The organism is Sanguibacteroides justesenii (assembly GCF_003204205.1).
Taxonomy (GTDB): Bacteria; Bacteroidota; Bacteroidia; order Bacteroidales; family Marinifilaceae; genus Gabonibacter; species Gabonibacter massiliensis.
In genome coordinates this window covers 127,152-153,416 of sequence record NZ_QJPL01000002.1, presented here as the reverse complement: position 1 = coordinate 153,416, position 26,265 = coordinate 127,152, and the positions used below count along the sequence as shown (strand labels likewise).

General features: G+C 40.6%; 23 protein-coding genes and 1 tRNA gene. 7 read left to right on the top strand and 17 right to left on the bottom strand.

All coding sequences use genetic code 11. The annotated features are described in order from the left end of the window. The first annotated feature begins 33 nt into the window (after positions 1-33). Together glpK and DMB45_RS03610 are read left to right on the top strand one after the other, a co-directional pair. Positions 34-1,530 carry a glycerol kinase GlpK gene (gene glpK / locus DMB45_RS03615; RefSeq protein WP_041503207.1) on the top strand — a complete coding sequence of 499 codons (1,497 nt, stop codon included), beginning with the start codon at positions 34-36 and terminating at the stop codon, positions 1,528-1,530. Between the two features lie 128 nt (positions 1,531-1,658). Next, positions 1,659-2,399 (top strand): MIP/aquaporin family protein, encoded by a 741-nt coding sequence (locus DMB45_RS03610; protein ID WP_041503206.1) that lies wholly within the window; start codon positions 1,659-1,661, stop codon positions 2,397-2,399. Here the strand turns inward: DMB45_RS03610 and dusB are convergent. Next, positions 2,349-3,380, bottom strand: coding sequence for a tRNA dihydrouridine synthase DusB (gene dusB, locus DMB45_RS03605; protein ID WP_041503205.1), 1,032 nt, complete (start codon positions 3,378-3,380; stop codon positions 2,349-2,351). The genes DMB45_RS03610 and dusB overlap by 51 nt on opposite strands. Positions 3,381-3,472: 92 nt before the next feature. On the opposite strand from dusB, the gene DMB45_RS03600 reads away from it, so the two are divergent. The 3 genes from DMB45_RS03600 to DMB45_RS03590 all read left to right on the top strand — a co-directional run bounded on the left by DMB45_RS03600 (position 3,473) and on the right by DMB45_RS03590 (position 6,747). Then, on the top strand, positions 3,473-3,991 hold the full coding sequence (locus DMB45_RS03600) for a hypothetical protein (RefSeq protein WP_041503204.1): 519 nt from the start codon (positions 3,473-3,475) through the stop codon (positions 3,989-3,991). A gap of 53 nt (positions 3,992-4,044) precedes the next feature. Beyond that, positions 4,045-4,869, top strand: coding sequence for an outer membrane beta-barrel protein (locus DMB45_RS03595; protein ID WP_052634549.1), 825 nt, complete (start codon positions 4,045-4,047; stop codon positions 4,867-4,869). A gap of 246 nt (positions 4,870-5,115) precedes the next feature. Continuing rightward, positions 5,116-6,747 (top strand): dipeptidyl-peptidase 3 family protein, encoded by a 1,632-nt coding sequence (locus DMB45_RS03590; protein WP_041503203.1) that lies wholly within the window; start codon positions 5,116-5,118, stop codon positions 6,745-6,747. 432 nt (positions 6,748-7,179) lie between these two features. On the opposite strand, the gene DMB45_RS03585 is transcribed toward DMB45_RS03590, so the two are convergent. The 7 genes from DMB45_RS03585 to polA all read right to left on the bottom strand — a co-directional run bounded on the left by DMB45_RS03585 (position 7,180) and on the right by polA (position 13,993). Then, a tRNA-Gln gene (locus DMB45_RS03585) sits at positions 7,180-7,250 on the bottom strand. A 53-nt stretch (positions 7,251-7,303) separates the two neighbouring features. Continuing rightward, positions 7,304-8,953, bottom strand: coding sequence for a S41 family peptidase (locus DMB45_RS03580; RefSeq protein WP_041503202.1), 1,650 nt, complete (start codon positions 8,951-8,953; stop codon positions 7,304-7,306). Positions 8,954-9,009: 56 nt separating this feature from the next. After that, positions 9,010-9,210: a membrane protein insertion efficiency factor YidD gene (yidD, locus tag DMB45_RS03575; protein WP_235375055.1), complete on the bottom strand. Its 201-nt coding sequence runs from the start codon at positions 9,208-9,210 to the stop codon at positions 9,010-9,012. Further along, on the bottom strand, positions 9,191-9,646 hold the full coding sequence (rnpA, locus tag DMB45_RS03570; RefSeq protein WP_052634547.1) for a ribonuclease P protein component: 456 nt from the start codon (positions 9,644-9,646) through the stop codon (positions 9,191-9,193). Before rnpA ends, yidD begins: the two co-directional genes overlap by 20 nt. Before the next feature lie 18 nt (positions 9,647-9,664). Continuing rightward, positions 9,665-10,426, bottom strand: coding sequence for a uroporphyrinogen-III synthase (locus DMB45_RS03565; protein WP_041503201.1), 762 nt, complete (start codon positions 10,424-10,426; stop codon positions 9,665-9,667). 12 nt (positions 10,427-10,438) lie between these two features. Then, positions 10,439-11,269 (bottom strand): DUF4271 domain-containing protein, encoded by an 831-nt coding sequence (locus tag DMB45_RS03560; protein ID WP_052649405.1) that lies wholly within the window; start codon positions 11,267-11,269, stop codon positions 10,439-10,441. A gap of 24 nt (positions 11,270-11,293) precedes the next feature. Further along, a complete protein-coding gene (gene polA / locus DMB45_RS03555; protein ID WP_110688462.1) occupies positions 11,294-13,993 on the bottom strand; it encodes a DNA polymerase I in 2,700 nt (899 codons plus the stop codon). A 156-nt stretch (positions 13,994-14,149) separates the two neighbouring features. On the opposite strand from polA, the gene DMB45_RS03550 reads away from it, so the two are divergent. Next, positions 14,150-15,241 (top strand): bifunctional 3-deoxy-7-phosphoheptulonate synthase/chorismate mutase type II, encoded by a 1,092-nt coding sequence (locus DMB45_RS03550; RefSeq protein ID WP_052634544.1) that lies wholly within the window; start codon positions 14,150-14,152, stop codon positions 15,239-15,241. A gap of 18 nt (positions 15,242-15,259) precedes the next feature. Further along, entirely contained in the window at positions 15,260-15,907 is a 648-nt protein-coding gene (locus DMB45_RS03545; RefSeq protein WP_041503199.1) for a response regulator transcription factor, read from the top strand. On the opposite strand, the gene DMB45_RS03540 is transcribed toward DMB45_RS03545, so the two are convergent. The 9 genes from DMB45_RS03540 to DMB45_RS03500 all read right to left on the bottom strand — a co-directional run bounded on the left by DMB45_RS03540 (position 15,904) and on the right by DMB45_RS03500 (position 26,185). Continuing rightward, a complete protein-coding gene (locus DMB45_RS03540) occupies positions 15,904-16,809 on the bottom strand; it encodes a serine O-acetyltransferase (protein ID WP_041503198.1) in 906 nt (301 codons plus the stop codon). The genes DMB45_RS03545 and DMB45_RS03540 overlap by 4 nt on opposite strands. 2 nt (positions 16,810-16,811) lie before the next feature. Further along, positions 16,812-17,747 carry a cysteine synthase A gene (gene cysK, locus DMB45_RS03535; RefSeq protein ID WP_041503197.1) on the bottom strand — a complete coding sequence of 312 codons (936 nt, stop codon included), beginning with the start codon at positions 17,745-17,747 and terminating at the stop codon, positions 16,812-16,814. Positions 17,748-17,917: 170 nt separating this feature from the next. Next, positions 17,918-19,717: an excinuclease ABC subunit UvrC gene (uvrC, locus tag DMB45_RS03530; protein WP_200889851.1), complete on the bottom strand. Its 1,800-nt coding sequence runs from the start codon at positions 19,715-19,717 to the stop codon at positions 17,918-17,920. Between the two features lie 5 nt (positions 19,718-19,722). Beyond that, positions 19,723-21,333: an adenine deaminase gene (gene ade, locus DMB45_RS03525; RefSeq protein ID WP_041503195.1), complete on the bottom strand. Its 1,611-nt coding sequence runs from the start codon at positions 21,331-21,333 to the stop codon at positions 19,723-19,725. 71 nt (positions 21,334-21,404) lie between these two features. Continuing rightward, positions 21,405-23,291 carry a tRNA uridine-5-carboxymethylaminomethyl(34) synthesis enzyme MnmG gene (gene mnmG, locus DMB45_RS03520; RefSeq protein WP_041503194.1) on the bottom strand — a complete coding sequence of 629 codons (1,887 nt, stop codon included), beginning with the start codon at positions 23,289-23,291 and terminating at the stop codon, positions 21,405-21,407. A 1-nt stretch (position 23,292) separates the two neighbouring features. Next, positions 23,293-23,721, bottom strand: a complete 429-nt coding sequence (gene ybeY, locus DMB45_RS03515; protein WP_041503193.1) for an rRNA maturation RNase YbeY — start codon at positions 23,719-23,721, stop codon at positions 23,293-23,295. Between the two features lie 6 nt (positions 23,722-23,727). Further along, positions 23,728-24,126 carry an ATP-binding protein gene (locus DMB45_RS03510; protein WP_041503192.1) on the bottom strand — a complete coding sequence of 133 codons (399 nt, stop codon included), beginning with the start codon at positions 24,124-24,126 and terminating at the stop codon, positions 23,728-23,730. 179 nt (positions 24,127-24,305) lie between these two features. Continuing rightward, complete coding sequence (locus DMB45_RS03505; protein WP_110688461.1) at positions 24,306-25,496, bottom strand: murein hydrolase activator EnvC family protein; 1,191 nt, start codon at positions 25,494-25,496, stop codon at positions 24,306-24,308. Next, positions 25,496-26,185 (bottom strand): DUF4292 domain-containing protein, encoded by a 690-nt coding sequence (locus tag DMB45_RS03500; RefSeq protein WP_237143273.1) that lies wholly within the window; start codon positions 26,183-26,185, stop codon positions 25,496-25,498. The genes DMB45_RS03505 and DMB45_RS03500 overlap by 1 nt, the downstream gene beginning before the upstream one ends. Positions 26,186-26,265 lie beyond the last annotated feature (80 nt).

Sequence of the window (26,265 nt, the reverse complement as noted above, 5' to 3'; positions counted from 1 at the left end):
AAGATAAGCCCTAACGATAAAACAAACAGAATCATGAAAACCGAAAAATACGTACTGGCCTTGGATCAGGGAACGACTTCTTCCCGAGCAATGCTTTTCAATCATAACGGCAACGTGGTTGCCATGTCGCAAAAACCGATAGAACAACATTTCCCCCGTCCCGGATGGGTGGAACACGATCCCTCGGAGATCTGGTACTCCCAATCTTCGGTTGCGGCCGAGGTGATCGCCAAAGGTAACCTGACAGGCTTGGATATTGCCTGTATCGGGATCACCAACCAACGGGAAACCACGATCATATGGGATCGCGAGACCTCCATTCCCGTTTACCGGGCCATCGTATGGCAAGACCGGCGGACGGCCGATATTTGCAAGGAATTGCAGGAAAACGGATACGGCGATATGATCCGGGAAAAAACAGGTTTAATCATAGACGCTTATTTTTCCGCTACAAAAATCAAATGGATATTAGACAATGTCGAAGGAGCACGGGAACGCGCAGAGAAAGGGAAACTTTGTTTCGGCACGGTCGACAGCTGGCTTGTCTGGAAATTTACCCAAGGGAAAGTCCATGTTACCGATGTCAGTAATGCTTCCCGGACCATGTTATTCAATATTCACACGCTACAATGGGATAAAGAGCTATTGGAGCTGTTTCATATTCCCGAATCCCTGTTACCGGAAGTAAAAGCCAGCAGCGAGATCTATTCCGAAACGGCAACGACCTTGTTCTCCACCAAAATACCGATTGCCGGAATTGCCGGAGATCAACAGGCTGCTCTTTTCGGCCAACTTTGTCTCTCCCCGGGAATGACGAAAACGACATACGGAACGGGATGCTTTATGGTAATGAACACAGGGAACAAAGTGGTCAAATCAAAAAATAACCTATTGAACACGATCGCCTGGAAAATTAAAGGAGAAGTTACCTATGCCCTTGAAGGCAGTGTTTTCGTGGGAGGTGCAGTCATCCAATGGCTGAGAGACGGAGTTAAGCTCATCTCCACGGCCTCTGTCAGCGAGCCTATGGCAAGTTCACTATCCGATAACGGAGGCGTATATTTCGTTCCGGCCCTGACAGGCTTGGGAGCTCCTTACTGGGACCAATATGCCCGAGGGGGTATTATAGGCATTACCCGGGGAACCACGCCGGAACATATCGCAAGAGCTGCCTTGGAAGGAATTGCTTTCGAAGTATATGACGTGATCCAGGCCATGGAACACGACATGAAACAAGCCTCTCCGGAATTAAGAGTCGACGGAGGAGCCGTAGCCAACAACTTTCTTATGCAATTCCAAAGTAATATCTGCAAAGCTAAAGTCGTACGCCCGAAGGTATTGGAAACGACAGCCCTCGGAGCCGCCTATTTAGCAGGATTGGCAACCGGGTACTGGGAAAGTACGGAAGAGCTTCAGGAACAATGGAGCATCGACCGGGTTTTCGAACCTCAGGATACCGACGAACATGTGAAACAACTTTTACACATGTGGCATAAAGCCGTGGAACGGGTACGCGACTGGGAAGAGTAACATAAAATCCGATCCGAGGTGATTACGTGATTTCACGATTGGGCGATTCATTTGAATCACTGAATTCTTTCGATATCCTTTACATCCAACACTTACAACCGTTATTTTCAATTTAAAATTATATCATCATGTCTCCTTTTACAGCTGAACTTATCGGAACAATGGTCATGATTCTCCTCGGGGATGGAGTGGTTGCCAACGTGGTATTGAATAAAACCAAAGGATTCGGTGCGGGATGGATCACGATTACCACGGCTTGGGCATTAGCCGTATTTGCCGGAGTAGTAATTGCAGGGCCGTATAGCGGGGCTCATCTGAATCCGGCCATCACAATCGGTTTCGCCATCACGGAAAAATTTCCCTGGAGCGACGTACCGTTCTACATCATCGCCCAAATGATCGGAGCCGCCCTGGGAGCCCTGCTTGTCTGGATTATCTATTACGATCACTTTAATGCGACGGATAACCCGGGTACAAAATTAGGCGTATTCTGTACGGCTCCGGAAATACGGCATAACATCATCAATCTTTCTTGTGAAATAATCGGAACTTTCGTCCTGATGTTTTCCGTCTTTTATATCACCGGGGCAGAACTCATTGCCGACGTGGATACGACCGCACCCATCGGCTTAGGCTCTATCGGTGCCATCCCCGTGGCTTTCATCGTATGGGCTATCGGCCTTTCGTTAGGAGGAGTCACCGGGTATGCAATCAATCCGGCACGGGATCTCGCTCCCAGAATCATGCATGCCGTCCTGCCCATTTCCGGAAAAGGCAGCAGCCATTGGGACTACGCGTGGATTCCCGTTTTCGGACCTTTAATCGGGTGTGGAATCGCCGCCCTCGTTTACGGAATTCTCTCCATTTAATACTCCGGAGCCATATCTCTCCTTGATCCGGTCAAAAACCTCCCACAAAACTTTTATATTAGGGGCTTGTAGCATCTCTATCCTTAAATCTCTGAAATGAGACAAGCCCTTAAACATACAAGCCATGTGACGGCGCATGTGAAACAATCCGCGAACCTCATCCAGCCACTCCATAGATAAGAGTATCTGCTCTTTAATGATATCGATCTGTTCTGCTACCGTCAGTTCGGGCAGCACTTCACCAGTGGAGAGATAATGTTTTATCTGTTTGAAGATCCAAGGTTTTCCGATCGCAGCCCGACCAATCATCACGCCATCGACACCATATCGCTCAAAGGCCTCCTTTACCTTCCGAGGAGAATCTATATCCCCATTTCCAATAACGGGAATTCTTATCCGGGGATTACTTTTAACCCGGGCGATAGGTTCCCAGTCAGCCTCTCCCTTGTACATCTGGGAACGGGTTCTTCCGTGAATGGCCAAAGCACTGATTCCGACATCCTGCAACCGCTCTGCCACCTCATCGATCATAATATGATCGCAATCCCATCCCAAACGGGTTTTTACCGTCACCGGAATATTTACAGCCCGAACGATCTGCCGCGTCATTTCAACCATTAAGGGGATATCCCTGAGCATACCTGCTCCCGCACCCTTTGCAGCTACCCGTTTCACCGGACACCCAAAATTAATATCGATGAAATCCGGTCGCACGGTCTCTACGATCTTAGCCGCTTCTACCATCGATTCGATAAAGCGTCCGTAAATCTGTATGGTTACCGGTCGTTCACTATCCTCTATCGTCAACTTTTTCACGGTCTTATTCACGGAACGTACTAAAGCATCCGCAGAAACGAACTCGGAATACAGCCAGTCTGCACCATAACGCTTACAAAATTTACGGAAGGGAGGATTAGTAACCTCCTCCATCGGTGCCAATATCAATGGCCTTTCTCCCACGTTTTTTCCTCCAATAATCATAAGATATAGGTAATTTTAGAGATCTCTTATTTATAAGTTTGGCCACAAAAATAATAATTAATATCTTTAACTTTCAAAATAAAATGATTCATATGCATATACTTCACCTTGTTTTGGCAGGCCTGCTCACTTTTAGTTCACCAAGTGACGAATGGATACGGGTCAAAGGTCCGGATCACCTCTCGTTTCTATTTCCCAATCATGCCCAACGTTTAAAAAAAGAGATCGAAGGTGCTCAATCATGGATTTTCCAAACCAAAAATCTAACCTGTGTATTCGGCGTCGTATGTACGAAATTGAATACGGAAAAAGGGACATTCAAAGACCTTACCGTAGCGCAATTGTACCAACAAATGAAAAAAGAGACCCTGACAGTGGAATCGGCCGTCCTCAAAGAAGAAAAAAACATTCCGCATAAAGATATGGAGATAAAAGAAATCTGTTATACTATAACGAAAGACAAAGATAACATGATCTATTATAAACGGTTTATATTCAGAAATAATTGCATGTACCAAATCGTCATCGGGGGAAAATCGAAACTTTTGAATGAAATTCTCATACAAAAAGAAAAATTTTTCCATTCTGTCTCCTTCAATCCGAAACCGTAACCTTTATATAAGATAAAACGAAAAATACAGCAATATAAACTATCTTCATCACCATGAAAACAATACTTCTTTTTACGATTCTCCTAATCGCTTGTCCCGTATGGGCTCAAAAAACAAAATCAGATACGACGAAAGGGGAATTCAAACAAATCTATTTACAGGAAAAAAGAGAAAAAAGAAGAGCCAACCCGACGGAAATATTAAGCGATCCGTTACACCGTCACTCTTATCAAAACAACAATTTCCTTTATTTTAAAGGTCATTGGAGCGGTTTCTTCTTCGGCTTCATCAATTTCGACAATACAAACTACATCCAACTCGGAGGAACCGCTTACATGGAATTGGACAAGGGGAATTCATGGGTCATGCAATTCAATTTAATCCAGAAAGGCATACGCCTGAATCCGTCCAACACCATCGGGTTGGTAACCGGACTCGGCCTGGAGTATCAACGTTTTCGTTTCAAACATAAAAATACGATCGTAAAGGATGAACACGGAGTAATTCATGACGATCCGTTAACCGATTTGCATGTGAAAAAAAGCTCTTTCAAAAACCTATATCTTACCATTCCTTTGCTGGTCGAAGTCCAATTTCCCGGTAAGAGTAGAATCAAAGCCTTTGTATCGGGAGGATTTACGGGAGGTCTGAGGTTACACACGAAAACAAAGGTCGTCTATAAAAAAGAGGACGGAAAAAAACGCCGTCTAAAAGATTCCGGGAATTTCAGTATGACCCCGGTCAAGGTCGATGCCACTCTTCGTGCCGGATACGGACATCTGGCCGTATGGGGAAATTATTCCCTGAACCGGATGTTTAAAACCAATAAAGGACCGGAACTACATCCATATAGCATAGGGATAGGCATCACATTCTGACCTGTTATTCTATCCGGTAATCGGCAACGACTGGAAACAACTCTGTTTTCCCACTCAGTTCGGTAGAACTCCCGCGTGAGATTCTATTCAAGCCCGAATGCGGATGAAAAAGAGGACAAATTGAAAAGGAGCCTTTTCGATAATCCTTTATTGTTCTTTTGCAAACAGCAATTTTTTCTCGTTTTATAACAAATAATCCCCTCCTTTTTATAAATTCGCCGGCATAACTTAAAAACACTACCCAAAATGAGAAAACTATTCCTATTTTTACTTTTAGGTTCTTTTGCGTTCTCTTGTAAAGAGGCCAAAAAGGAGACCAAAGAAAGCCCTTATAAGCCGCTTGCCGACCAATACGCCGAGTTTACACTCACGACAGACATGAGTAAGCTAACCGAAAACGAGAAAAAAATGCTCCCCATCCTTATCGAGGTCGCGGACATCATGGAAGAGATTTTCTGGCAAAATGCTTATGGAGATAAAGAAGAATTACTCGCTCAAAACCCGGATCCCTATGCACAGAAATATATCAAAATCAACTACGGACCATGGGATCGATTAAACGACAATAAACCTTTTATCGAAGGTGTAGGCCCTAAACCTTTAGGAGCCAATTTCTACCCGGCCGACATGACCAAAGAGGAGTTCCAGGCATTGAAAGATCCACGGAAAACCGATTGGTACAGCGTTATCAGACGGGATACTTCCGGCCAGCTGATTGTCGTGCCGTTCCACAAGGCTTATCCCGAAGAGACGGCTAAAGCCGCAAAATTACTAAAACAAGCTGCGGAATTAGCAGAAGATCCGGGATTGAAAAAGTATTTGGAACTACGCTCCCAGGCCCTTTTGACAGACGATTATCTCGCCAGCGATTTAGCGTGGATGGATATGCAAAACAACACCTTAGATTTTGTAGCAGGTCCGATCGAAACCTATGAAGACCAACTTTTCGGTTACAAGGCTTCACATTCCGGTCAGATTTTAGTCAAAGACAAAGAGTGGAGTAAAAAGCTCTCCTTATACGCCCAATATTTACCCAAATTACAAGAAAATCTTCCGGTACCGTCCGCTTATAAACAGGAGAAGGCCAATGCCAACGCCGATTTAAACGCTTACGACGTAATCTATTATGCCGGAGATTGCAATGCCGGCAGTAAAAATATAGCCATCAACCTTCCGAACGATCCAAGAGTACACGCTGCCAAAGGAAGTCGCAAATTGCAGCTCAAGAACTCGATGGATGCCAAATTCCAGACGATGGTGGTTCCTATTTCCAAATTAGTGATCACTCCGGAGCAACAAAAACACGTGAAAGGAGATGCCTTCTTTGAAAACACCATGTTCCATGAAGTGGCACACGGTCTCGGCGTCAATTACACGATCAAGGACAAGCAGGAGGTTCGCTCCGCTTTACAAAACACTTATACTTCAATCGAAGAGGCCAAAGCCGATATCCTCGGGTTGTATTGCCTCACTCAGTTAGCCGATTGGGGCATTCTGAAAGACAAAGATTTGATGGACAACTACGTTACTTTTGTGGCCGGCATTTTCAGATCCGTGCGGTTCGGTGCAGCCAGCGCACACGGGAAAGCCAACATGCTTCAATTTAACCATTTCATGGAAAGCGGAGCCATCACGAAAGACGAAACGACCGGATACTATACCATCGATTTTGAAAAAATGAAAAAAGACATCGGCGTTATCGCCGGGGAATACATTACCTTGCAAGGTAACGGAGACATCGCCGGAGCACAAGCCTTGATTGCAGCCAAAGGAGTTATCCCTCCATCCCTCCAAAAAGATTTGGATAAAATCGCCGGAGCCGGAATACCGAAAGATATCTTCTTCAAACAAGGTAAAACCGTTTTGGGGTTGGAATAACAGTCGCTCTAAGGCTACTTAACTTATAAAGCGCTGTCCGTCGGGATAGCGCTTTTATTTTTATACCCTCTTTTTTGTTTTATCACCGCCGAATCGATACAACACAATGAAGCTGTATTTTTCATCGTCTTTGTGATTATCCTATAGCTGATTCTATTACAATCTATGAAGTTAGGCATAATAATGATACAATAACGGGAGATTGGTTTAGCGTCTTTATAAAAGATAACAATATTCATATTAACACAGAAAAAAACAGTACGATCAAAAATAGAAGGATCAGACTTATATTCGGTTACGGACAAGCGAGTGAAGGGTTCGATGTTATTCAAAAGAGACGTATCGATTAAACTATTTATAAAAACGCTCCCCCATCCGATTAAAAAAATATCCCTTCTAACTTAAACGTTACAAGGGATATTTTTCAGCTTGTTGCCCCACTAGGACTCGAACCCAGACAGACAGAACCAGAATCTGGAGTGCTACCATTACACCATAGGGCAATTGCGCTGCAAATATAGTAGTTTTTTGAAAAATCAAAAACTACTGCCTACTTTTATTTTAAAATTTTCCGGTACTCCTCCTCATTGGAAAGCACTTCGACCGCTTTGGCCACATCCCGGTCATGTCTCATCCGGTATTCAACCACTCCATCCTGCATGTAATAACGGCTCATCAACTGGTCGGAAAGGATTTCGCCGATCTCTTTCCGGAACAAATCCAGATCCCGGTCTACCGAATGACCCAATTCCAATTTTAAGCGATCGATCTGATCTTTTACCTGGTCATAATATTTCTCGGCTTTGGCCGTCTCCGCTAACTTCTCCAAAACGGCTTGAGAAGCGGTCTCATACTCGAATTGATGTTCCTTCAGGTACTTTTTAAAGTCATTATAGATATCATCCGTCAACTCAAAGGTAGCCGGAGCAGGAATAGAGGGATGTGTCAACGCATACTCATTGACAAAATCGAAAATCATATCCTTAATGACCAGCTCCTGCGTAATTTTAGCGTATTTTTCCGGTTCTATTTTTACATCCGGAGTAATTCCTCCCCCGTCATATACGGTTCGTCCCGCCTTCGTTTTAAAAGCCGTAATCAAAGAATCGGGTATGGTTCCCACGCTCCCGTCCGGATTCCGGTGAGCGTAATCCACGGCCTGTATGCAACGGCCGCTCGGGATATAATATTTCGCCGTGGTTACCTTTAATTTCGTATTATACACCAGATCTCGCGTCGTCTGAACCAATCCTTTACCGAAAGAACGTTCTCCAATAATCACGGCCCGGTCGTAATCCTGTAAAGAACCCGAAAGGATCTCGGAGGCAGAAGCAGAAGAACGGTCGATCAAAACGGCCAGTTTCATATCGGGAACGATCGGATTATTGGAAGTAAAATACTCCTTATCCCATTGTTTGATCTTCCCTTTCGTGTTTACTACCAACGTGTTGCGAGGCAAGAAATAGTTAGCAATTTCAACGGCCTGATCCAATAAACCTCCTCCATTTCCGCGGAGATCCAAGACCAAAGATTCGGCTCCCTTTTGCTTCAAATCCATAATAGCCCGGCGTACATCTTCTGCCGACTTGTCCGTAAAGCCGGTAAAATAGATATAACCGATCTTATCGTTAAACATACCGTAATAAGGAACACTCGGTAACTGAACATTCTCCCGGACCACCTTTAACTCCATGGGCTTTTCTACTCCCAAACGTTTGATCTTTATCGTAACCTCTTTCCCCGGCTGTCCTTTCAAGTGCTGACTGACAAATTCCGTATTCTTTCCCTTCATATCCATCCCGTCTATGGAAAGAATCAAATCTCCCGGTAATAACCCGGCCCTATCGGCCGGGGAATTCCGATAAGGCTCCCGAATCACCACATAGTCGTCTTTCATACTGATAACCGAACCGATACCCGCATAAGCTCCTGTCGTCATCATCTTAAACTCATCCATTTTCGATTCCGGATAATAGACCGTATAAGGATCCAGAGACTTCAACATAGCATCAATTCCCGTCTGCACTAATTTTTCCGGTTCTATTTCATCGACATAGAAAAGATTCACATCCCGAAAAAGGGTCGCAAAAATATTCAAACCCTTACTGACTTCAAAACGTTTTTCATCTTCCTTTAAACTTAAAATCCCCAATGTCAAGATGAAAACACCGAGAATGCTCAGGACGATACGCGTACTTCTATTCATAACCTTAGTTTATTACATAAGAACGAAAATAATACATATTCCGGAATATTACAAATTCACGGGACAGGATCGTATCCCGAACCACCCCAAGGATGGCAGGAACCTATCCGTTTGACGGCCAACCACAGTCCTTTTACAGGGCCATGCTTTCGTATGGCCTCTATCGCGTATTGGGAACACGTGGGCGTGTAACGACAAGTGGGAGGCTTTAAAGGCGATAAACAATGCTGATAAAACCTAAGGGGTATCAACAACATTCCTATCACGATCCTTTTTAATATGAGTTTCCATTTTCTTAAAGGCACCTGTTATTGCTTTTTCAATTTTATCGTATTTTACAATCGAATCATTCAGATAAATAAACAGCATATTCCATGTCTCGTTTTCCGGAATATTTTCATACAGACGAAACTTGTTCAATCGATAGGCTTCCCGTACCAAACGTTTTACCCGGTTACGCTTTACCGCTCTCTTAAAACGTTTTTTAGAAACACTGATAGCCATCCGGGCAGGAAATTCCTCTTCCTCTCGTTCCGACACGTATACAATCACCCGCAAAGGATAAGAGATAAAGCTAAAACCCGACGATAGGAGACGCTCAAAACGACTTCTACTACACAAACGCTCGGCCTTACAAAACGTATATCCTATTGTCTCTCGATTCATGATCACAAACAGAATAAAAATGGACATCGGACGATGTCCATTTTATCACTTCTTATTCTCTTTATTATAAGCCTTAATGAACTGTTCCAAAGCCATCGTCATGGATGGCGCCTTTTCCGTGGGCGCCTTAATATCCAACCTCAAACCCGCTTCTTCCACTGCTTCTGCTGTCGCCGGGCCGAAAGCGGCAATCACTGTCGTACCCTGTTCGAAATTCGGGTAGTTTTGAAATAAAGATTTTATTCCCGCCGGAGTGTAAAATACAATAATATCGAACTCCTTCAAATCAGGAATTTCATCCACGAGATCATTCGCTACCGTTTTATATAAAACAGCCTTCGTGTATTTTAAATGCAATTCGTCTAACAATCCCGGCACGTTTTCTTTATGCACATCGGAGAGAGGAACAAAAAAATGCTCTGTCTTATGCTTCAACAAAACCTTGGTCATATCCTCTACTTTTTTATCGCCATAGAAAATCTTTCTTTTCCGATATACGATATACTTCTGCAAGTAGAAAGCCACTGACTCGGAAATACAAAAATATTTCATCGTGTCCGGTACGACAACTCTCAACTCGTTACAAATCCTAAAAAAATGATCAATAGCCGTTCGACTTGTAAAAACAATGGCCGTATAGTCAAGTATATTGATTCGTTGTTGCCGAAATTCTTTCCCGGAGACACCCTCCACTTTAATAAAAGATTTGAACTCTAATTTCAAACCATACTCCTCAGCCAAATCAAAATAGGGAGATTTTTCTGTTGTTGGCTTAGGCTGCGAAACTAATATTTTCTTGATCCTCAATGCTGTATGTTTTTAATTAACACTTGCTTCAATTATCTCTTCCAACATCTTGTATATTACAAGAAATGGCAGTATTTCGAGCGCACAAAGGTACAAAATCATATATAAAATTGAAACTCTATATTCAAATAATATTTTAATCAATCTTATAAATCTAAAAATCAAATAGATAGAAAATATGGTAAAAATAAAATAAATCAACGGCTGAACGGAAGTCGGACGGACATAAAACAACGCGATAACAAAAGGAGAAATCATTAATCCAATCACCGTATTGTAAACCCACAAGTTTGTAACCATCTCTTTGGCACAATAACGAGCATTAAACGTCCACCCCAAAAGACGAATAAAACCGATCAAGAGCAAATGATATCCCGCAAGGAAAGCAAAAACAAGAACAGAGTCGTCAAAAATAAAATCGCCATTGATCAGGTAAACCAAAAATATAGAAAGAACGGAAGCAGAAAGACAAAACGTTATAAACAGAAAAAAATAATTGGGACGAAGTCCTTCCGTGTATACTTTCTCCTGGTTTTTCTGTTTAAAAAAGAAACCGAATAAACCGGAGAACAGCCCTTTCCCTCTCAATCGGATAAACGCCAACAGTCCTAAAAAGATAATCGTATACAACAATACCCCGGACATAAAATCCACATCTTGTTGTCCTTTCAAGGGAACATCCTTCCATGAACCGATAGGAGCTGTTGAGGATGCAATGGTGTCAAACAGAAATTCTTCCCTTACAGATACCTTTTTTTCAAAAAGAGAAACAGGCCGAATAACAGAATCTGCCGATGTTCCTGTTAATGGCAAATGCAACGTATCAACTTGTTCTCCACGCATGAATAACATTATTTATACACAATATTAATGGGCTTCATACCAGTTTTTCCCGTATCCGGTACTTACGGTCAAGGGTACGGCAAGTTTAATCACATTTTCCATACAATCCACGACCAATCCTTTTAACTCTTCCAACTCTTCCCTATGACATTTAAAATTCAATTCGTCATGTACCTGCAATATCATTTTGGACTTTAACCCTCTCCTTGCGATCTCCTGATGGATACAGATCATCGCTTTTTTAATGATATCGGCAGCAGATCCTTGAATCGGAGCATTTACGGCGTTCCGTTCCGCTACCCCGCGAACGACAGCATTCCTGGAATTGATATCCCTTAAATAACGCCGCCTTCCCATGATGGTTTCCACATATCCTTGTTTCCTGGCCTTTTCGACGGATTTCTCCATATACTGTTTCACTCCGGGATAAAGATTAAAATAACCGTCTATCAACTCTTTCCCTTCTTTTCGCGGGATCTTCAATCGCTCGGCCAATCCCCAAGCCGAAATTCCGTAAATAATTCCGAAATTCGCCGTCTTAGCCCGACGCCTCATTTCCGGCGTAACCTCGTTCAAAGGTACATGATAAATCTTTGCGGCCGTTTCTGCATGCACATCTTCCCCGTTCAAAAAAGCATCTATCAACTCTTTCGTTCCGCTCAAATGAGCCATTAATCGAAGCTCCACCTGTGAATAATCGGCAGAAAAGAAGCAATAATCAGGATCCCCGGTAATAAAAGCTTTCCGGATATTCCTCCCCTCTTCTGTCCGAACGGGAATATTCTGCAAATTGGGATTCAAACTACTTAAGCGACCGGTAGCCGCTTCTGCCTGATTAAAACGCGTATGAATTTTACCGGTACCCGGATCAACATAGGTAGGCAAAGCCTCTGCATAAGTGGTTAATAATTTCTTCAATCCACGGTAGATCAATATATGTTCAATGATCGGATGTTCACCCTCCAACTTGGATAAAACCTGTTCGGAAGTGCTATACTGACCCGTCTTGGTCTTTTTATTCGTCCCCCCGATATTCATATCGTCGAACAACACCTCACCCAATTGTTTAGGCGAACTGATGTTAAACTCTTTTCCCGCCATTTTATAAATAACCTTTTCGGACTCTGCAATCTTTAATTTCAACTCCTCGGACAACTCTTTCAATGCCTCCTTGTCGATAGCAACACCTTCATACTCCATGTCCGCCAAAACAAAAACCAATGGCATCTCCAACTGCTCGAAAAGAGTATATAAGCCGACCTGTTCCAAGGCCTCTTTGAGTCTCCCTTTCAACCGGAAAAGAATATCGGTCCTCTCTTCAAAATCCTTATTCTTAATGGAATCATCTTCAAAAGACAACGTAAGCTGCTGACTATCGCCGCCATCTCCCTTAACCAACCGATAATTCAGTAACTCCAGGGCGATGCGTTCCAACTCGTGCGAGCTATCCGGCTGCAACACGTAATGCGCGATCTTTATATCAAAAATCCGATTCTTAATTTCAATTCCTGCCCGACGTAACCAGATGATATCATTTTTCACATCATTAGAAATCAACATCTTATCCGGATTTTCAAAGACGGATCTCAACCTTCCGACCATTTTCTCGGCAGCTTCTTTTTCTAAGGGCAATCGCAGATAACGCATCCGATTAGCCCGAACAGAAAAAGCGAGATAAGTCGGATAAGAGTTATAGAGGGTTCCATCCCCGAATACTGAATGCAAAACATATTCCGAGGACTCTTCCAATATCCCGATCATTTCATTCAACTCTCTTTCGCTTTGAATTTCCTGATAAGAAACCTCTTCCTCGTGCAAAGATTCAACCGCAACTTTAGTGTGCTCGATCGAAAATATCCGTTTAGACAAGGAAAAAAGCTCCAGCTCTTTAAATATCGGTTCCAACACTTCTTCTTTTATCTCCGTCCGAATTAAATCTTGTATAGAGATATTTACCGGAACCTCGCTATTGATCGTTACCAACTCTTTCGATAAAAATACCGTGGGCTGACAAGCCAATAAATTTTCTTTTTGTTTCCCTTTCAGCTCATCTATATGCTGGTATATACCTTCGATACTCCCGTATTTATAAATCAAAGAAGAAGCGCTTTTCGGTCCTACCCCGGAACATCCCGGAACGTTATCGGCAGAATCACCCATCAATCCCAAAATATCAATGACTTGTTCCACCCGCTCTATTCCAAAATGATCCAGAACTTCCGCAATCCCCCACACTTCCGACTTATTTCCAGCCCGTCCCGGCTTATACATAAACACCCGCTCGCTCACCAACTGGGCATAATCTTTATCCGGAGTGATCATGTAGACTTGAAAGTTTTCTTTCTCTCCGATTTTAGCCAAGGTTCCGATAACATCATCCGCCTCAAAACCGTCCACGGCAATCAAATTGATCCCTAATCCTTGAATTATTCTCTTTATATAGGGAACGGATTTCTTCAAATCTTCCGGCATGGGAGGACGCTGGGCCTTATATTGAGGATACATTTCATGCCGAAATGTGGGTCCTTCCGGATCAAAAACAACAGCCAAATGAGTCGGTTTTTCTTCTTCCAAAAGTTCCAGCAGAAAATTAAAAAAACCAAAAGTTGCCGAAGTATTTATCCCCGTCGTTGTAATCCTCGGATTATTGATAAACGCATAATACGAGCGGTAAATCAACGCGTAAGCATCCAACAAATACAACCTTTTTTCCTCATTTATCATCGTTTTCCCTTTTCAAATTAGTTTTCACAAAGTTAGAAATAATATGCAATTAGGCGTCTATTAAAAAAGAAAAGAATATCTTTGAAAGATTTCTTTCTAACGAATAAAATCAAATACATCTGATATACAAAACATTGATTACAAAATAATTATAGTATGTTGTCCAAACCGGATATATATCCATACACGGAATGGAATTTTTTCTCCGATACCCGTCGGCCATTGATTATCGCAGGTCCTTGCAGCGCGGAAAGCGAATTTCAACTATTCCAAACGGCACAAGAATTAAAAAATAACGGCATCGACACTTTACGGGCCGGCCTTTGGAAACCGCGTACGCGTCCCAATTCCTTCGAAGGAGTCGGAAGCAAAGGGCTCTCCTGGTTAAAACGCGTTCAGGAAGAGTTGAACATGAAGGTCTCGACGGAGGTTGCCAATGGCCACCACGTGGAGATGGCTCTCTCTGCCGGTATCGATTTGTTATGGATAGGAGCGCGGACGACGGCTAACCCTTTTGCCGTCCAGGAGATTGCAGAAGCATTAAAAGGAGTGGATATTCCCGTATTAATAAAAAATCCGATAAATCCGGATATCGAGTTATGGATCGGGGCTTTCGAACGTCTGAACCTATGTGGTTTAACTCGATTGGGAGCTATCCACCGGGGATTTTCCTCGTATAATAATTTAATCTACCGGAATCCTCCGCAATGGCAGATCCCGATCGAATTAAAACGAAGAATTAAAAATCTACCCCTATTTTGTGATCCCAGTCATATCGGCGGACATTCCGAATACCTCCAGGAAATAGCCCAAAAATCCATGGATCTCGGATTTGACGGCTTAATTATCGAATCTCATATTTGTCCCGCCTCAGCATTAAGTGATTCAGAACAACAAGTTACACCGCAAACGCTTAAACACATTTTATCGAATCTAATTATCAGGACGGAACAATCCCTGGATTCCAACTGTCAACTTATGATCGAAGAACTTCGAGAAAAGATAGATAATTTAGATAACATGGTATTGGAGACATTAGCCAACCGAATGAAAATAATAGAAGATATCGGACAGTACAAAAAACAGAATAATATCACGATCTTACAACCCGACCGATGGGAAAAGATATTGAACCGAGTCACGGCAGAAGCTAAACAGCTCGGATTAAACAGGGAGTTGGTTGAAAAAGTATTTAAAGCCATCCATCAGGCATCCATAGACAGACAGACTGAGATCATGAATGAATAAACGGATTGAATTTTTTCCATGAGCGAATTAATCATAGCAGACTTACAAGATATTACCAAAGCAGGACTTCTCTTTTTATCACAAAAGCTGAAAGGATTTAAAACCATTTCAGAAGTAAAAAACAAAGAAGAATTGATTCAACGGCTTACCTCTGATCCAGAGGCCGTCGTAATTATAGACTATATGTTATTCGATTTCGTCGATATAAATGAACTGCTGAAAATAAAAGAACGTTTTCAACAAGCCAAATGGATCCTATTTTCAGAAAATTTAAGCGACGATATTTTGAATAAATTGCTTTTCAGCACCCACTCTTTCAGCGCTATTTTGAAAAGCTGTTCCAATGAAGAGATTACCTGTGCTTTAAAATGTTCAACATGCGGAGAACGTTTCATATGCAATCGTATATGCAACAAATTACTTACGATAAAGAGCTCCGGTCTCCAAATACAAAATAAACTTACTCCCACGGAAAAGGACATTCTTAAAGAAATTGCTTCCGGTAAGACAACGAAAGAGATTGCACATGGACGGAAACTGAGTTTTCACACGATCCTGACTCATCGGAAAAATATCTTCAGAAAAATAGGAGTACGCAATGCCTATGAAGCTACAAAATACGCGATACGTACTCGCCTTGTTAACCCCGACGACTACTTAAGTTAAATACCGAGACCATCGGAAAAAGTATTGGACAATGCTTTCTGCTGTAAAACATGAGAACCGGGCGGAACGCTAACCGTTAACCAAACGTTACCACCTATAACGGAATCTTTACCAATCGTCACTCTCCCTAAAATACTCGTGTTGGCATAAACCACCACGTTATCTTCCAGAATCGGATGACGGGGAACATTCATGGGACTTCCTTTTTCGTCCAATACAAAACGTTTGGCACCGAGAGTAACTCCCTGATACAAACGAACCCGGTCACCGATAATACAAGTTTCTCCGATGACAACTCCGGTTCCGTGATCGATGCTAAAGGATTCTCCGATTTTCGCACCGGGATGTATATCTATACCTGTCTCGGAATGAGCCATCTCAGAAATAATACGCGGCAATATCGGAACTCCCAACAGTAATAATTCGTGAGCCACCCGATGATTTAGCAAGGCTCGTACAGCCGGATAACAAAAGATAACCTCTCCGTAACTTTTAGCTGCCGGATCTCCTTCTAAAATCGCCCGGACATCCGTGTGCAATACACGTTTTATCTCCGGTATCCGATTAATGAACAGCAAGGCCAAATCCTCGGCACACTCGGACGAAGCACTGCAATGCCCCTGAATATTAAAACAACTCCCATATAAAATTTGCTCGGACAACAAATGGTATAAACGCTCCATTTTCACTCCTATATGATATCGAATAGTCTCCGGATGTACACAGGGTTCACCGTAGTAACCGTAGAAAATGACAGAACGCAGCAAATCGACCACCTCTTTCAATTTTTCGATAGAAGGAAGCGGCATCTCGTGTTGCAATATATATTCGTCTTCTCCCGATGGAAGAGAAAGTTTTTCCACGCTTTTTTGCAAGATATCGAAAGTATCGGCTCGTTTCATATTTATTGATAATTATACAAAGGCGTCGAAAGATATCTTTCTCCGGTATCCGGTAATAATACCACTATATGTTTTCCTTGATTATCGGGATGTCTCGCAACCATAACAGCCGCATGCAAAGCCGCCCCGGAAGAGATTCCGGTCAATACGCCTTCCGTTTTAGCCAATTCCCGAGCCGTTTCAAAAGCCTTTTCCGTTTCAACCTGTACGATACTATCCACTATCTCATTTGAAAAAACTCCGGGAATAAATCCGGCACCGATTCCCTGGATTTGATGAGGACCGGCTACTCCTCCGGATAACACAGGGGAATCACTCGGCTCCACGGCAATAATTTTTATTCCGGGCTTCAATTGCTTCAAGCGACGACCGACCCCCGTGATAGTACCTCCGGTTCCCACTCCGGCAATAAAAATATCCACGCTACCATCCGTATCTTCCCAAATCTCTTCTGCCGTAGTCCGTTCATGAATGGCAGGATTTGCAGGATTTTCAAACTGCTGCAATATGGTAGAATTCGGATTTGCCTGCTGTAACTCCTCCGCCTTGGCAATAGCCCCCCGCATACCTTCAGAACCCGGAGTCAACACCAAATTCGCCCCTAAAGCCTTCAGTAAATTTCTCCGCTCCATACTCATCGTCTCCGGCATCGTCAAAGTAAGCCTATAACCTCTGGAGGCGGCAACCATGGCCAATCCGACTCCGGTATTTCCGCTCGTAGGCTCAATAATTTCCGAACCCGGTTTCAATAGGCCTGACCGTTCCGCATCCTCGATCATTGCCAAAGCTATACGATCTTTCACGCTCCCGGCAGGATTAAAGTACTCCAACTTAGCTATAATTATAGCTTTCAATTTTTTATCCCGATTGAAATTAGATAATTCCAACAAAGGAGTATGTCCTACCAAATCCGTTAATTGTTTTGCTATTTTTCCCATATTACCTGTCTAATTAAGTCGTATCAAAACTAAATGTTTATTTTACAAATAAAAATCACATAAACAAGGTATTTTCATACCCTGTTCATGGTATTCGTTTTTAACCGCAAAAAAGTTTCTCGAAAAATAGATTCTATTTAGATCATTGATAAACAGATGAAAGCACTATCTTATACCACAGAATTAAAATAATCTCGTACGATTTTAGCCTTTGCTTTCCCAATAACTTCAGAGAGTTTTTCCAAAGGAGCTTTCGCTATTGCATCTATCGTTTTGAAATGTTGAAACAAAGTAATTTCAGTTTTTTCCCCAATACCTTGAATTTCACTTAGAACACTATTAATCTGCCCTTTTTCCCTTAACCTTCGATGAAACGTGATACCAAAACGATGAGCCTCGTCACGAATATGCATTAAGGTTTTTAAGGCAAGTGAATTTTTAGCCAGCAGATAGGGGTCCGTATCCCCGGGATAATATATCTCTTCCATCCGTTTTGCCAACCCTACAATAGGAATTTGTCCCCGAAGACCTAATTTTTCCAAACTATTCAAAGCAGCGTGCAATTGTCCTTTACCTCCATCGATCACAATTAAATCCGGTAGCTCCTTCCCTTCGTCTAAAATCCTGTGATATCGCCGATAAATAATCTCCTCCATAGAAGCAAAGTCATCCGGTCCTTCTACCGTTTTCACGTGAAAATGCCGATACTCTCTTTTAGCGGGTTTACCGTCTATAAAAACGACACAGGAAGCCACAGGATTGGTTCCCTGTATGTTCGAATTATCGAAACATTCCATCCGATGCGGAATACGAGGTAATCTCAATTCCGTTTTAATCGTGTTCAGTATGGTAAATTTACTCTCCTCCTTTCGAAAAACCCCCCGTTGCCTCTCCCTGTCCGTCTTAAAGAATTTGGCATTCCGTTCCGATAGTTCCAATAATTGCTTTTTCTCTCCCCGTTGCGGAATAAAATAAGTAATTCCATCCATCAAAACATCAGGATAAAAAGGAACTAAAACTTCCTTTGAATGGCTATTGACCAACTGTCTGATTTCCAGAATGGCAAAAGAAAGAAGAGATTCTTTCGATTCATCCAATTTACGTTCTAATTCAATAGTATGAACCTGATTAACAGCTCCATGTACGATACGCAAATAATTTACATAGGCATATTTATCTTCCTCTATATAAGAAAAAACATCCATGTCATGGATAGAAGTGCGCACAATCGTGGATTTCGCCTGATGAGTCTTCAGCGCTTCTATTGCCTCTTTCAACTCCTGGGCTTTTTCAAATTGCATGGAAATAGAAAATTCTTTCATTTTATCATTCATAGCCTCCAAAACAGTAGAGATATTTCCTTTCAGAATGGAACGAATTTGTGCTATGAAATCCAAATACTCCTCCTCCGACACTTTTCCCACGCAAGGAGCTAAACAATTTCCTATATGATACTCCAAACAAACTTTATATTTTCCATCGTAAATATTTGATTTATTTATAGATAAATTGCACGTACGCAATTTATAAAGTGATTTGATAAGCGTAATCAAGGTATGAGCGAATTTCGCTGATGTATAAGGACCAAAATATTCCGAACCGTTCCTTACGAATTTTCGAGTAATAAAAACCCGGGGAAAAGGCTCATTAGTTATACAAATCCACGGATAAGTTTTATCGTCCTTCAATAAAATATTATAACGGGGTTTGTATTTTTTGATCAAATTATTTTCTAATAGAAGTGCATCTTGTTCACTATCAACGACTACATACCTCAGATCGCGGATCTTTCTCACTAAAACCATGGTTTTAGATGATTGATTCGTTTTGATAAAGTAAGATGAAACCCTGTTCTTCAAATTTTTAGCTTTACCAATATATATAATAATTCCATTGGCATCTAAAAATTGATAAACCCCAGGGTTAGTAGGCAACTTACTCACTTTTTCTTTCAGAGGATTGTTTTCCATCATTCCTATACAAAATCGAACTTATTATAATCAAACATTCCTTTTTCTCCTATCTTAAAATAAGGAATCACGATCAACGACATAAAGGAAAGGGTCATAAACGGAGATTTCAAAACAGACCCCATCGTTTTTATCTCGTCATTCAATTTCAGGTATTGCCCGGCGACTTCTTCACAGGATAAATTACTGATAATTCCCCCTATGGGTAAAGGTAAAAGTAAAAGTTTATCGCCGTTTTTAATCGATAAACCTCCTTTTTGTTCAATCACGGCATTAATAGAAGCGACTAAATCTTCATCCGTACAACCGATTGCAATTATATTATGCGAATCATGAGAAATACAAGAAGCAAAAGCACCTCGTTTTATACCAAATCCTGAAACGAATCCGACCTGGGGCTTTCCGTTCAAATAACGATTCAAATAAACAATCTTCAAAACATCTGCCGATAGATCAGATTCAAATTTATCATTCATTTTATCAAGTGAAAAAATCATTTTACCAGTCACAAGTTCATCCGGCATAATTTTAATACACGCCACTTGATTCGATAATGTCGTTTCTATATCCGCAATAGTTAATCTATCGTGATGGAAAAGATTACATGAATTCCACTCCTCTTTTAAGCCGTAAAAAGATCTCTTTTCAAAAACATTTTCCCCATCGATAAAAGTAGAAATAATATTCATTCTCTCTAAATCATCCGTAATAATAAAATCTGCTTTATCTCCTACATTCAAAGTACCCACATCCAAACGGTAGAAACGAACCGGATTCAAACAAGCGACCTGCAAAACATCAAAAATACCAAATCCATCCGATAAAGCCTTTTTTACCATATAATTGATATGCCCGAACTGAAGAAGATCATCGGGATGGGCATCATCCGTACAAAACATAACATCATCCGTACGTGTTCCGATCAAAGATTTCAGTGCTTCATAATTTTTTGCAGCACTTCCTTCGCGAATAATAACCTTCATCCCTTTCATGATTTTTTCCTCCGCTTCATCCAAAGTCACACACTCATGGTCCGTCTCTATCCCATGCCCTATATATAAACTTAGTTTGTCCCCTCTCAATGCAGGTGCATGACCGTCTATTCTTAAATTATATTTTTTCGCAACAGCCAATTTAGCCATTACTTCAGGTTCATTATTCAAAACACCAGGTATATTCATCATTTCCGATAATGCCACAAATTTTCCGGTAGCAGCCATCTCCTCAACATCTTCAGCATCTATTTTTCCTGCAGTCCGGTCAAAGGGTGTAGCAGGTACACAAGAAGGAATTCCGTAATAAAATTTCAATGCAGCTTTTTCACTATTCTCCATCATTTTTTTCACTCCTTCCATCCCTAACACATTTGCTATTTCATGCGGATCATTGACAATAGCAACCGTACCGAGTCTGGTAACTATATTTGAAAACTCGACAGGTAAAAGCATAGAACTTTCAACATGTACATGGGCATCGACAAAACCAGGCATTATATACCTATCATAGGAATTAGAATTTCTTTCAATGGATACAATTTTTCGCTCCGAAATTTTTATAGTAGAAGGATAAATTTCTCTATTGACAACATCTACTAAATTCCCCTCTATTGTTTTCATAATGCATTTTTAAACGATTAGCCCTTATCAACCCTTCGCATCATTTTGAACGTTCCACGTGAAACATCCTTTTATCTTCCCATCAAAATGAGTAAAACATTAATATCGGAAGGAGATACTCCAGTAATACGAGAAGCCTGTCCAATTGTTTTGGGTTTAATTTTTGTAAGCTTTTCACGGGCTTCAATGGAAAGTGCAGCAATCTCCATATAATTAAATTTATCGGCAATAACCAAATTTTCCAAACGATTCAATTTGTCTGCCATCAATTTTTCTCTCTCTATATAACCTGAATACTTCACTAAAACTTCAGCAGCCTCAATAATCTCCTCTCTAATAAATTGTTCGGAAATTAATGATTTTAAAGAAGGTATAAAATCAATAATTTTCATTAAGTTGATTTGAGGTCGAGAAATCAAGTCAATCAACTTCATTTTTTGTTTAATCGGAGAAGAGTTCAAACTATCGAGAACTCCATTAATTTCATCAGGCGAAACACTATAATTTCGAATAAAATCTAACAAGAGATCTCTTTTTACTACTTTGTCCCGAAATACAAGATTTCGTTTTTCCGATACCAAACCTATGTCGTACCCTAAAGGAGTCAATCTTACATCGGCATCGTCCTGACGCAATAGAATACGATATTCAGCCCTGGAAGTAAACATACGATAAGGTTCATCCACTCCCTTCGTCACTAAATCATCGATTAAAACACCAATATAAGCCTGATCGCGATTCAACACGAAAGTTCTATTCTCATGAAGTGACAAATGAGCATTTATGCCGGCCATCAAACCTTGGGCCGCAGCCTCCTCATAACCGGTAGTTCCGTTAATTTGTCCCGCGAAATAGAGTCCCGAAACCAATTTCGTCTCCAAGGTAGAAAAGAGTTGAGTCGGCGGAAAATAATCATATTCTATGGCATATCCCGGACGAAATATTTTCACATGCTCAAAACCTTTCACGGAACGCAAAGCTTTTAATTGTACCTCCAAAGGCAAAGAAGAAGAGAAACCATTCAAATAGTATTCAGTAGTCGTTTCTCCTTCCGGCTCCAAAAAAAGATGATGACTCTCTTTATCGAAAAAAGTATCCAATTTCGTTTCGATACTAGGGCAATAACGAGGACCTATACTCTTAATCGTACCGTTAAACAAGGGACTATCGTCAAAACCCGTACGCAAAATATCATGTACTTCCTTATTCGTGTAAGCGATATAACAAGGACGCTTGTTCAATTCGTTTTCATAATCGAAATGAAGAAAAGAAAATCGATGAAAATCATTATCTCCATCCTGACGTGTCAACTTTGAGAAATCAACACTTCGGCCATCTATTCTTACAGGAGTTCCTGTTTTCATCCTCCCCACGGTAAAACCTAAACTTTTCAATTGCTCGGATAACCCGAAAGAGGCTTGTTCCGAAATTCTTCCACCGGGAAAATTCACTCTTCCCACGTGCATCAAGCCGTTAAGGAAAGTTCCATTGGTCAAAATAACTTTTTCAGCGGAGAAGGAAACTCCTAAAACCGTCTTTACACCATTTACATTTCCTTTAGAATCCAGCAATAACTCCTCTACGTGATCTTGCCAAATATCCAAATTAACCGTGTTTTCAATTATACTTCTCCAATTTTGAGAAAAAGACATTCGATCGCATTGAGCACGAGGACTCCACATGGCAGGACCTTTCGAAAGATTAAGCATCCTGAATTGAATCGAACTTCTGTCCGTTACTATACCCGTATATCCTCCTAACGCATCTATCTCCCTAACAATCTGTCCTTTGGCTATACCTCCGATGGCAGGATTACATGACATCTGAGCTATCTTATTCATATCCAATGTAATAAGTAGCGTCTTAGAACCCAAATTAGCCGCAGCACAAGCTGCCTCGCATCCGGCATGACCTGCCCCAACAACTATGACATCATATAGAGGAAATAAAGACGACATATTATAGCGTTTTAAGCAATCCTAAACAATGATCTTCGTTCTTTCTCATCAATTTAGCATCTTCATCCGTTTTATCCTTAAAACCTATTAAATGAAGAACCGAATGTACCATAACACGATTCAATTCGTTTTCAAAAGTCGTACTAAATTCCAAAGCATTGGATTGTACGGTATCCAAACTGATAAAAACGTCTCCTGAAAGGATATCATTTTCTCTATAATCAAAGGTGATTACGTCCGTATAATAGTCATGATTCAGATACTTTCTATTCACATCCAAAATATAAGAATCATCACAAAAAACAAAAGAAATGGTTCCTATACGGCAAGAGTAATCGGAAGCGACTAAATCCAACCATTTTCTTATCTTTTCCGGCAATAGAAAAAACGGCAATTCACACCCCTCATTAAAAAAGAAAATTTCACTCATTACAATTTATAAATTGAAAACCAATGTCACCTTAGAACCGTTATCTTCAAAAATCAAATCATCTGACAAGGTTTTCATTAAATAAAGTCCGCGTCCGGCATCTTTCTCGATATTATCCGGCAAGGTCGGATCCGGAATATAATTGTAATCGAATCCGTCTCCTTCATCTTTTACCGTTACGCAAAGCTTACCGTCGTCTTCACGTACAAAAAACTTTACATACTTTGAAGGATCGAGCTTATTTCCATATAAAATAGCATTGTTGACCGCTTCAATAACACACAGACTGATTTTACCGAATACCTCAGGTTCAACATGATACACATCGACAAAGTAATCAATGAAATTTTCTACTTTAACGATGTTTCCAATCTCTGAAGTAATTGAAAATTCTAATTTGTCCATCACCAACTAAAATGAAATAGTTCATATTAAATTTACCAACACAATAACAATATCCACTCAAATCTCAATCACAATTAAAACCGCATATACACAGCTTAACGTATAGCGAATTTAAACAAAAAAAATTTAAATATCAATTCATCAAATAGATAAAAATTTTAAAAACCGTCTCTGCAAAGCTACCAGGGTGACAACCATAACTGAGGATCCAGTTTTTCCTTATCCCTCCATATCTGAAAATTCAAAGTACTACTACTTTCATTATCAGAGGCCAATTTACCTATTTTTTGCTTCAGTTTAATTACATCTCCCTTTCTGATATAAACTTTTATTATATTCGAATAAAGTGTCAAGTAATTACCGTGCCTAATCATGACTACGTTATTATACCCCGGTATAAACATGATTTCGACAACCGTTCCCGTAAAAACCGATCTGACATCCGCACCGGCTGACGTCGTAACGGTTATTCCGTCATTTGTCAACTTAACCTGTTTAAAAAGAGGATGAACGTTCACTCCAAATTTTTCCGATACGAATCCCTCCTCAACGGGCCAAGGCAATTTTCCCTTATTTTTAGCGAAATCATCCGAAATAAGTTTCTCTTCCGGTGTTAATTTATAGTTAGAATTCTTACTACCGGACTTTTTAGCCTGTACGGCTATCAAAGACTTCAGTTTATTGGCCAAAACTTCCCTTTTTTTAATTTCGGCTTTCAACTTTTTATCTAATTCCCTCTCCTTTTTCTTTAATTCGTTTACATAACTGTTAGCCTGATTCTGCTCTCGTATTAATTCTGCATTCTTTGCAACAATAAGATTTTGTTTCCCGTTCTTTTCCGAAACCAAAAGATTCAGCTTATTATTGACAGTCGTCAAGGAATCGTTAGCTGCCTTTATAAGCTCTATTTGCCGTTTGGAATAATCTTGTACCTGATCGAAGTATTTATAACGCGCATAGGCTTGCATAAGAGTCGTCGAAGAAAAAATAAAAACCAATTTATCCGACTGATTTTTTTTCTTCCAGGTTTCGTAAACCATCTTCGCGTAAAAATCCATCATTTTTTGTCTGTTCGATTCCAAATGAGTCTTTATCCTTTCGTTATCCGCAATCAGTTTTTCAAGATAGGAGACTTCATCATTCAGCGATTGAATGATCTCCTTTCCCTTCACTATCTTTTGATTGATTATAGTCAGCTTTTGTAAAGTAGTCGAACGATTATTCCGAGTAGAATTCAACAATTTATTCAAATACGAGATTTCCTTTTCTGCCTGTTCTTTCTTTTTCTTTACCTCATCGATAGATTGAGAAAAGGAAAAAGCGGAAACATGCAGAAACAAAAAAATCAATATATAGCGCACAACCACCATCAATAAATTCGTTTATACTTACTGGATATCTTAAAATTCGATTCTACTTTTACATCAAACTCCAATCTGTCAAAAACAATTTTAACTTCAACCGGATCCGATTCCATATAGAGATTGAAAAGAATCTTTCCAGGATACAGATATCCGCCGAAGTCTTTAAAATCATCATACTTTACATTCAACCCTATCTGCTCTTCTATATCTTTGATGGAGACGAAACAAGGTCTAAAATAATCCGGATCTATCTGAATCTCCTGCAAAATCAAAGAGTATTCCTTGTTTTTCCTCCTTTTTTTATATAATTTCTTCAACTTTCTACCCAACGCTTTCTCTTCCAAGGTATAAAGTAAATAATTATTTCCCGACTTATCGAACTTATATCGTTTAGTTCTATCGTTCAAAGATGTACAGGATTCAAAATTAAAAAAGTAATTCGAAAGAATCCGTTGAAAACAATCGAAACTTAAATTTAAATCGAACCTATTGGAAAAATAACTATAATCCGATATAAAATATTCTTTATCATGAAAGTTAACGAACTTTATGCTGTCGGGAGTCAACAGTAAACGAGCCACATTAATACCAAGAGGCGATGCCGACATCGAGATACAAATAAAACTGTCTTTTTTCATCTGCATCGTGGCTTTCAGACTATTCGATTTTTTCTTCGTGCTCAAAGAAATATCCATTTTCTTCGAATACAAAGACTGGAAATCCAATTCATTTTCAACAATATTTTTAAATAATCTTCCCTCTGAAATGTTTTCAA

Bases quoted from the DNA above. Each gene is read 5' to 3' on its own strand.
- DMB45_RS03590 (WP_041503203.1), top strand. From the start codon at position 5,116: ATGAGAAAACTATTCCTATTTTTACTTTTAGGTTCTTTTGCGTTCTCT.
- dusB (WP_041503205.1), bottom strand. From the start codon at position 3,380: ATGATTATTGGAGGAAAAAACGTGGGAGAAAGGCCATTGATATTGGCA.
- glpK (WP_041503207.1), top strand. From the start codon at position 34: ATGAAAACCGAAAAATACGTACTGGCCTTGGATCAGGGAACGACTTCT.
- uvrC (WP_200889851.1), bottom strand. From the start codon at position 19,717: ATGGAAAACAATCCTCTGAAAGAAAAAGTGAGTAAGTTGCCTACTAAC.
- DMB45_RS03540 (WP_041503198.1), bottom strand. From the start codon at position 16,809: ATGAAACGAGCCGATACTTTCGATATCTTGCAAAAAAGCGTGGAAAAA.
- DMB45_RS03610 (WP_041503206.1), top strand. From the start codon at position 1,659: ATGTCTCCTTTTACAGCTGAACTTATCGGAACAATGGTCATGATTCTC.
- DMB45_RS03550 (WP_052634544.1), top strand. From the start codon at position 14,150: ATGTTGTCCAAACCGGATATATATCCATACACGGAATGGAATTTTTTC.
- DMB45_RS03545 (WP_041503199.1), top strand. From the start codon at position 15,260: ATGAGCGAATTAATCATAGCAGACTTACAAGATATTACCAAAGCAGGA.
- ade (WP_041503195.1), bottom strand. From the start codon at position 21,333: ATGAAAACAATAGAGGGGAATTTAGTAGATGTTGTCAATAGAGAAATT.
- DMB45_RS03595 (WP_052634549.1), top strand. From the start codon at position 4,045: ATGAAAACAATACTTCTTTTTACGATTCTCCTAATCGCTTGTCCCGTA.
- DMB45_RS03600 (WP_041503204.1), top strand. From the start codon at position 3,473: ATGCATATACTTCACCTTGTTTTGGCAGGCCTGCTCACTTTTAGTTCA.
- DMB45_RS03500 (WP_237143273.1), bottom strand. From the start codon at position 26,185: ATGGATATTTCTTTGAGCACGAAGAAAAAATCGAATAGTCTGAAAGCC.
- cysK (WP_041503197.1), bottom strand. From the start codon at position 17,747: ATGGGAAAAATAGCAAAACAATTAACGGATTTGGTAGGACATACTCCT.
- yidD (WP_235375055.1), bottom strand. From the start codon at position 9,210: ATGTTGTTGATACCCCTTAGGTTTTATCAGCATTGTTTATCGCCTTTA.
- ybeY (WP_041503193.1), bottom strand. From the start codon at position 23,721: ATGAGTGAAATTTTCTTTTTTAATGAGGGGTGTGAATTGCCGTTTTTT.
- DMB45_RS03505 (WP_110688461.1), bottom strand. From the start codon at position 25,496: ATGGTGGTTGTGCGCTATATATTGATTTTTTTGTTTCTGCATGTTTCC.
- polA (WP_110688462.1), bottom strand. From the start codon at position 13,993: ATGATAAATGAGGAAAAAAGGTTGTATTTGTTGGATGCTTACGCGTTG.
- DMB45_RS03510 (WP_041503192.1), bottom strand. From the start codon at position 24,126: ATGGACAAATTAGAATTTTCAATTACTTCAGAGATTGGAAACATCGTT.
- DMB45_RS03560 (WP_052649405.1), bottom strand. From the start codon at position 11,269: ATGCGTGGAGAACAAGTTGATACGTTGCATTTGCCATTAACAGGAACA.
- rnpA (WP_052634547.1), bottom strand. From the start codon at position 9,646: ATGTCCATTTTTATTCTGTTTGTGATCATGAATCGAGAGACAATAGGA.
- mnmG (WP_041503194.1), bottom strand. From the start codon at position 23,291: ATGTCGTCTTTATTTCCTCTATATGATGTCATAGTTGTTGGGGCAGGT.
- DMB45_RS03580 (WP_041503202.1), bottom strand. From the start codon at position 8,953: ATGAATAGAAGTACGCGTATCGTCCTGAGCATTCTCGGTGTTTTCATC.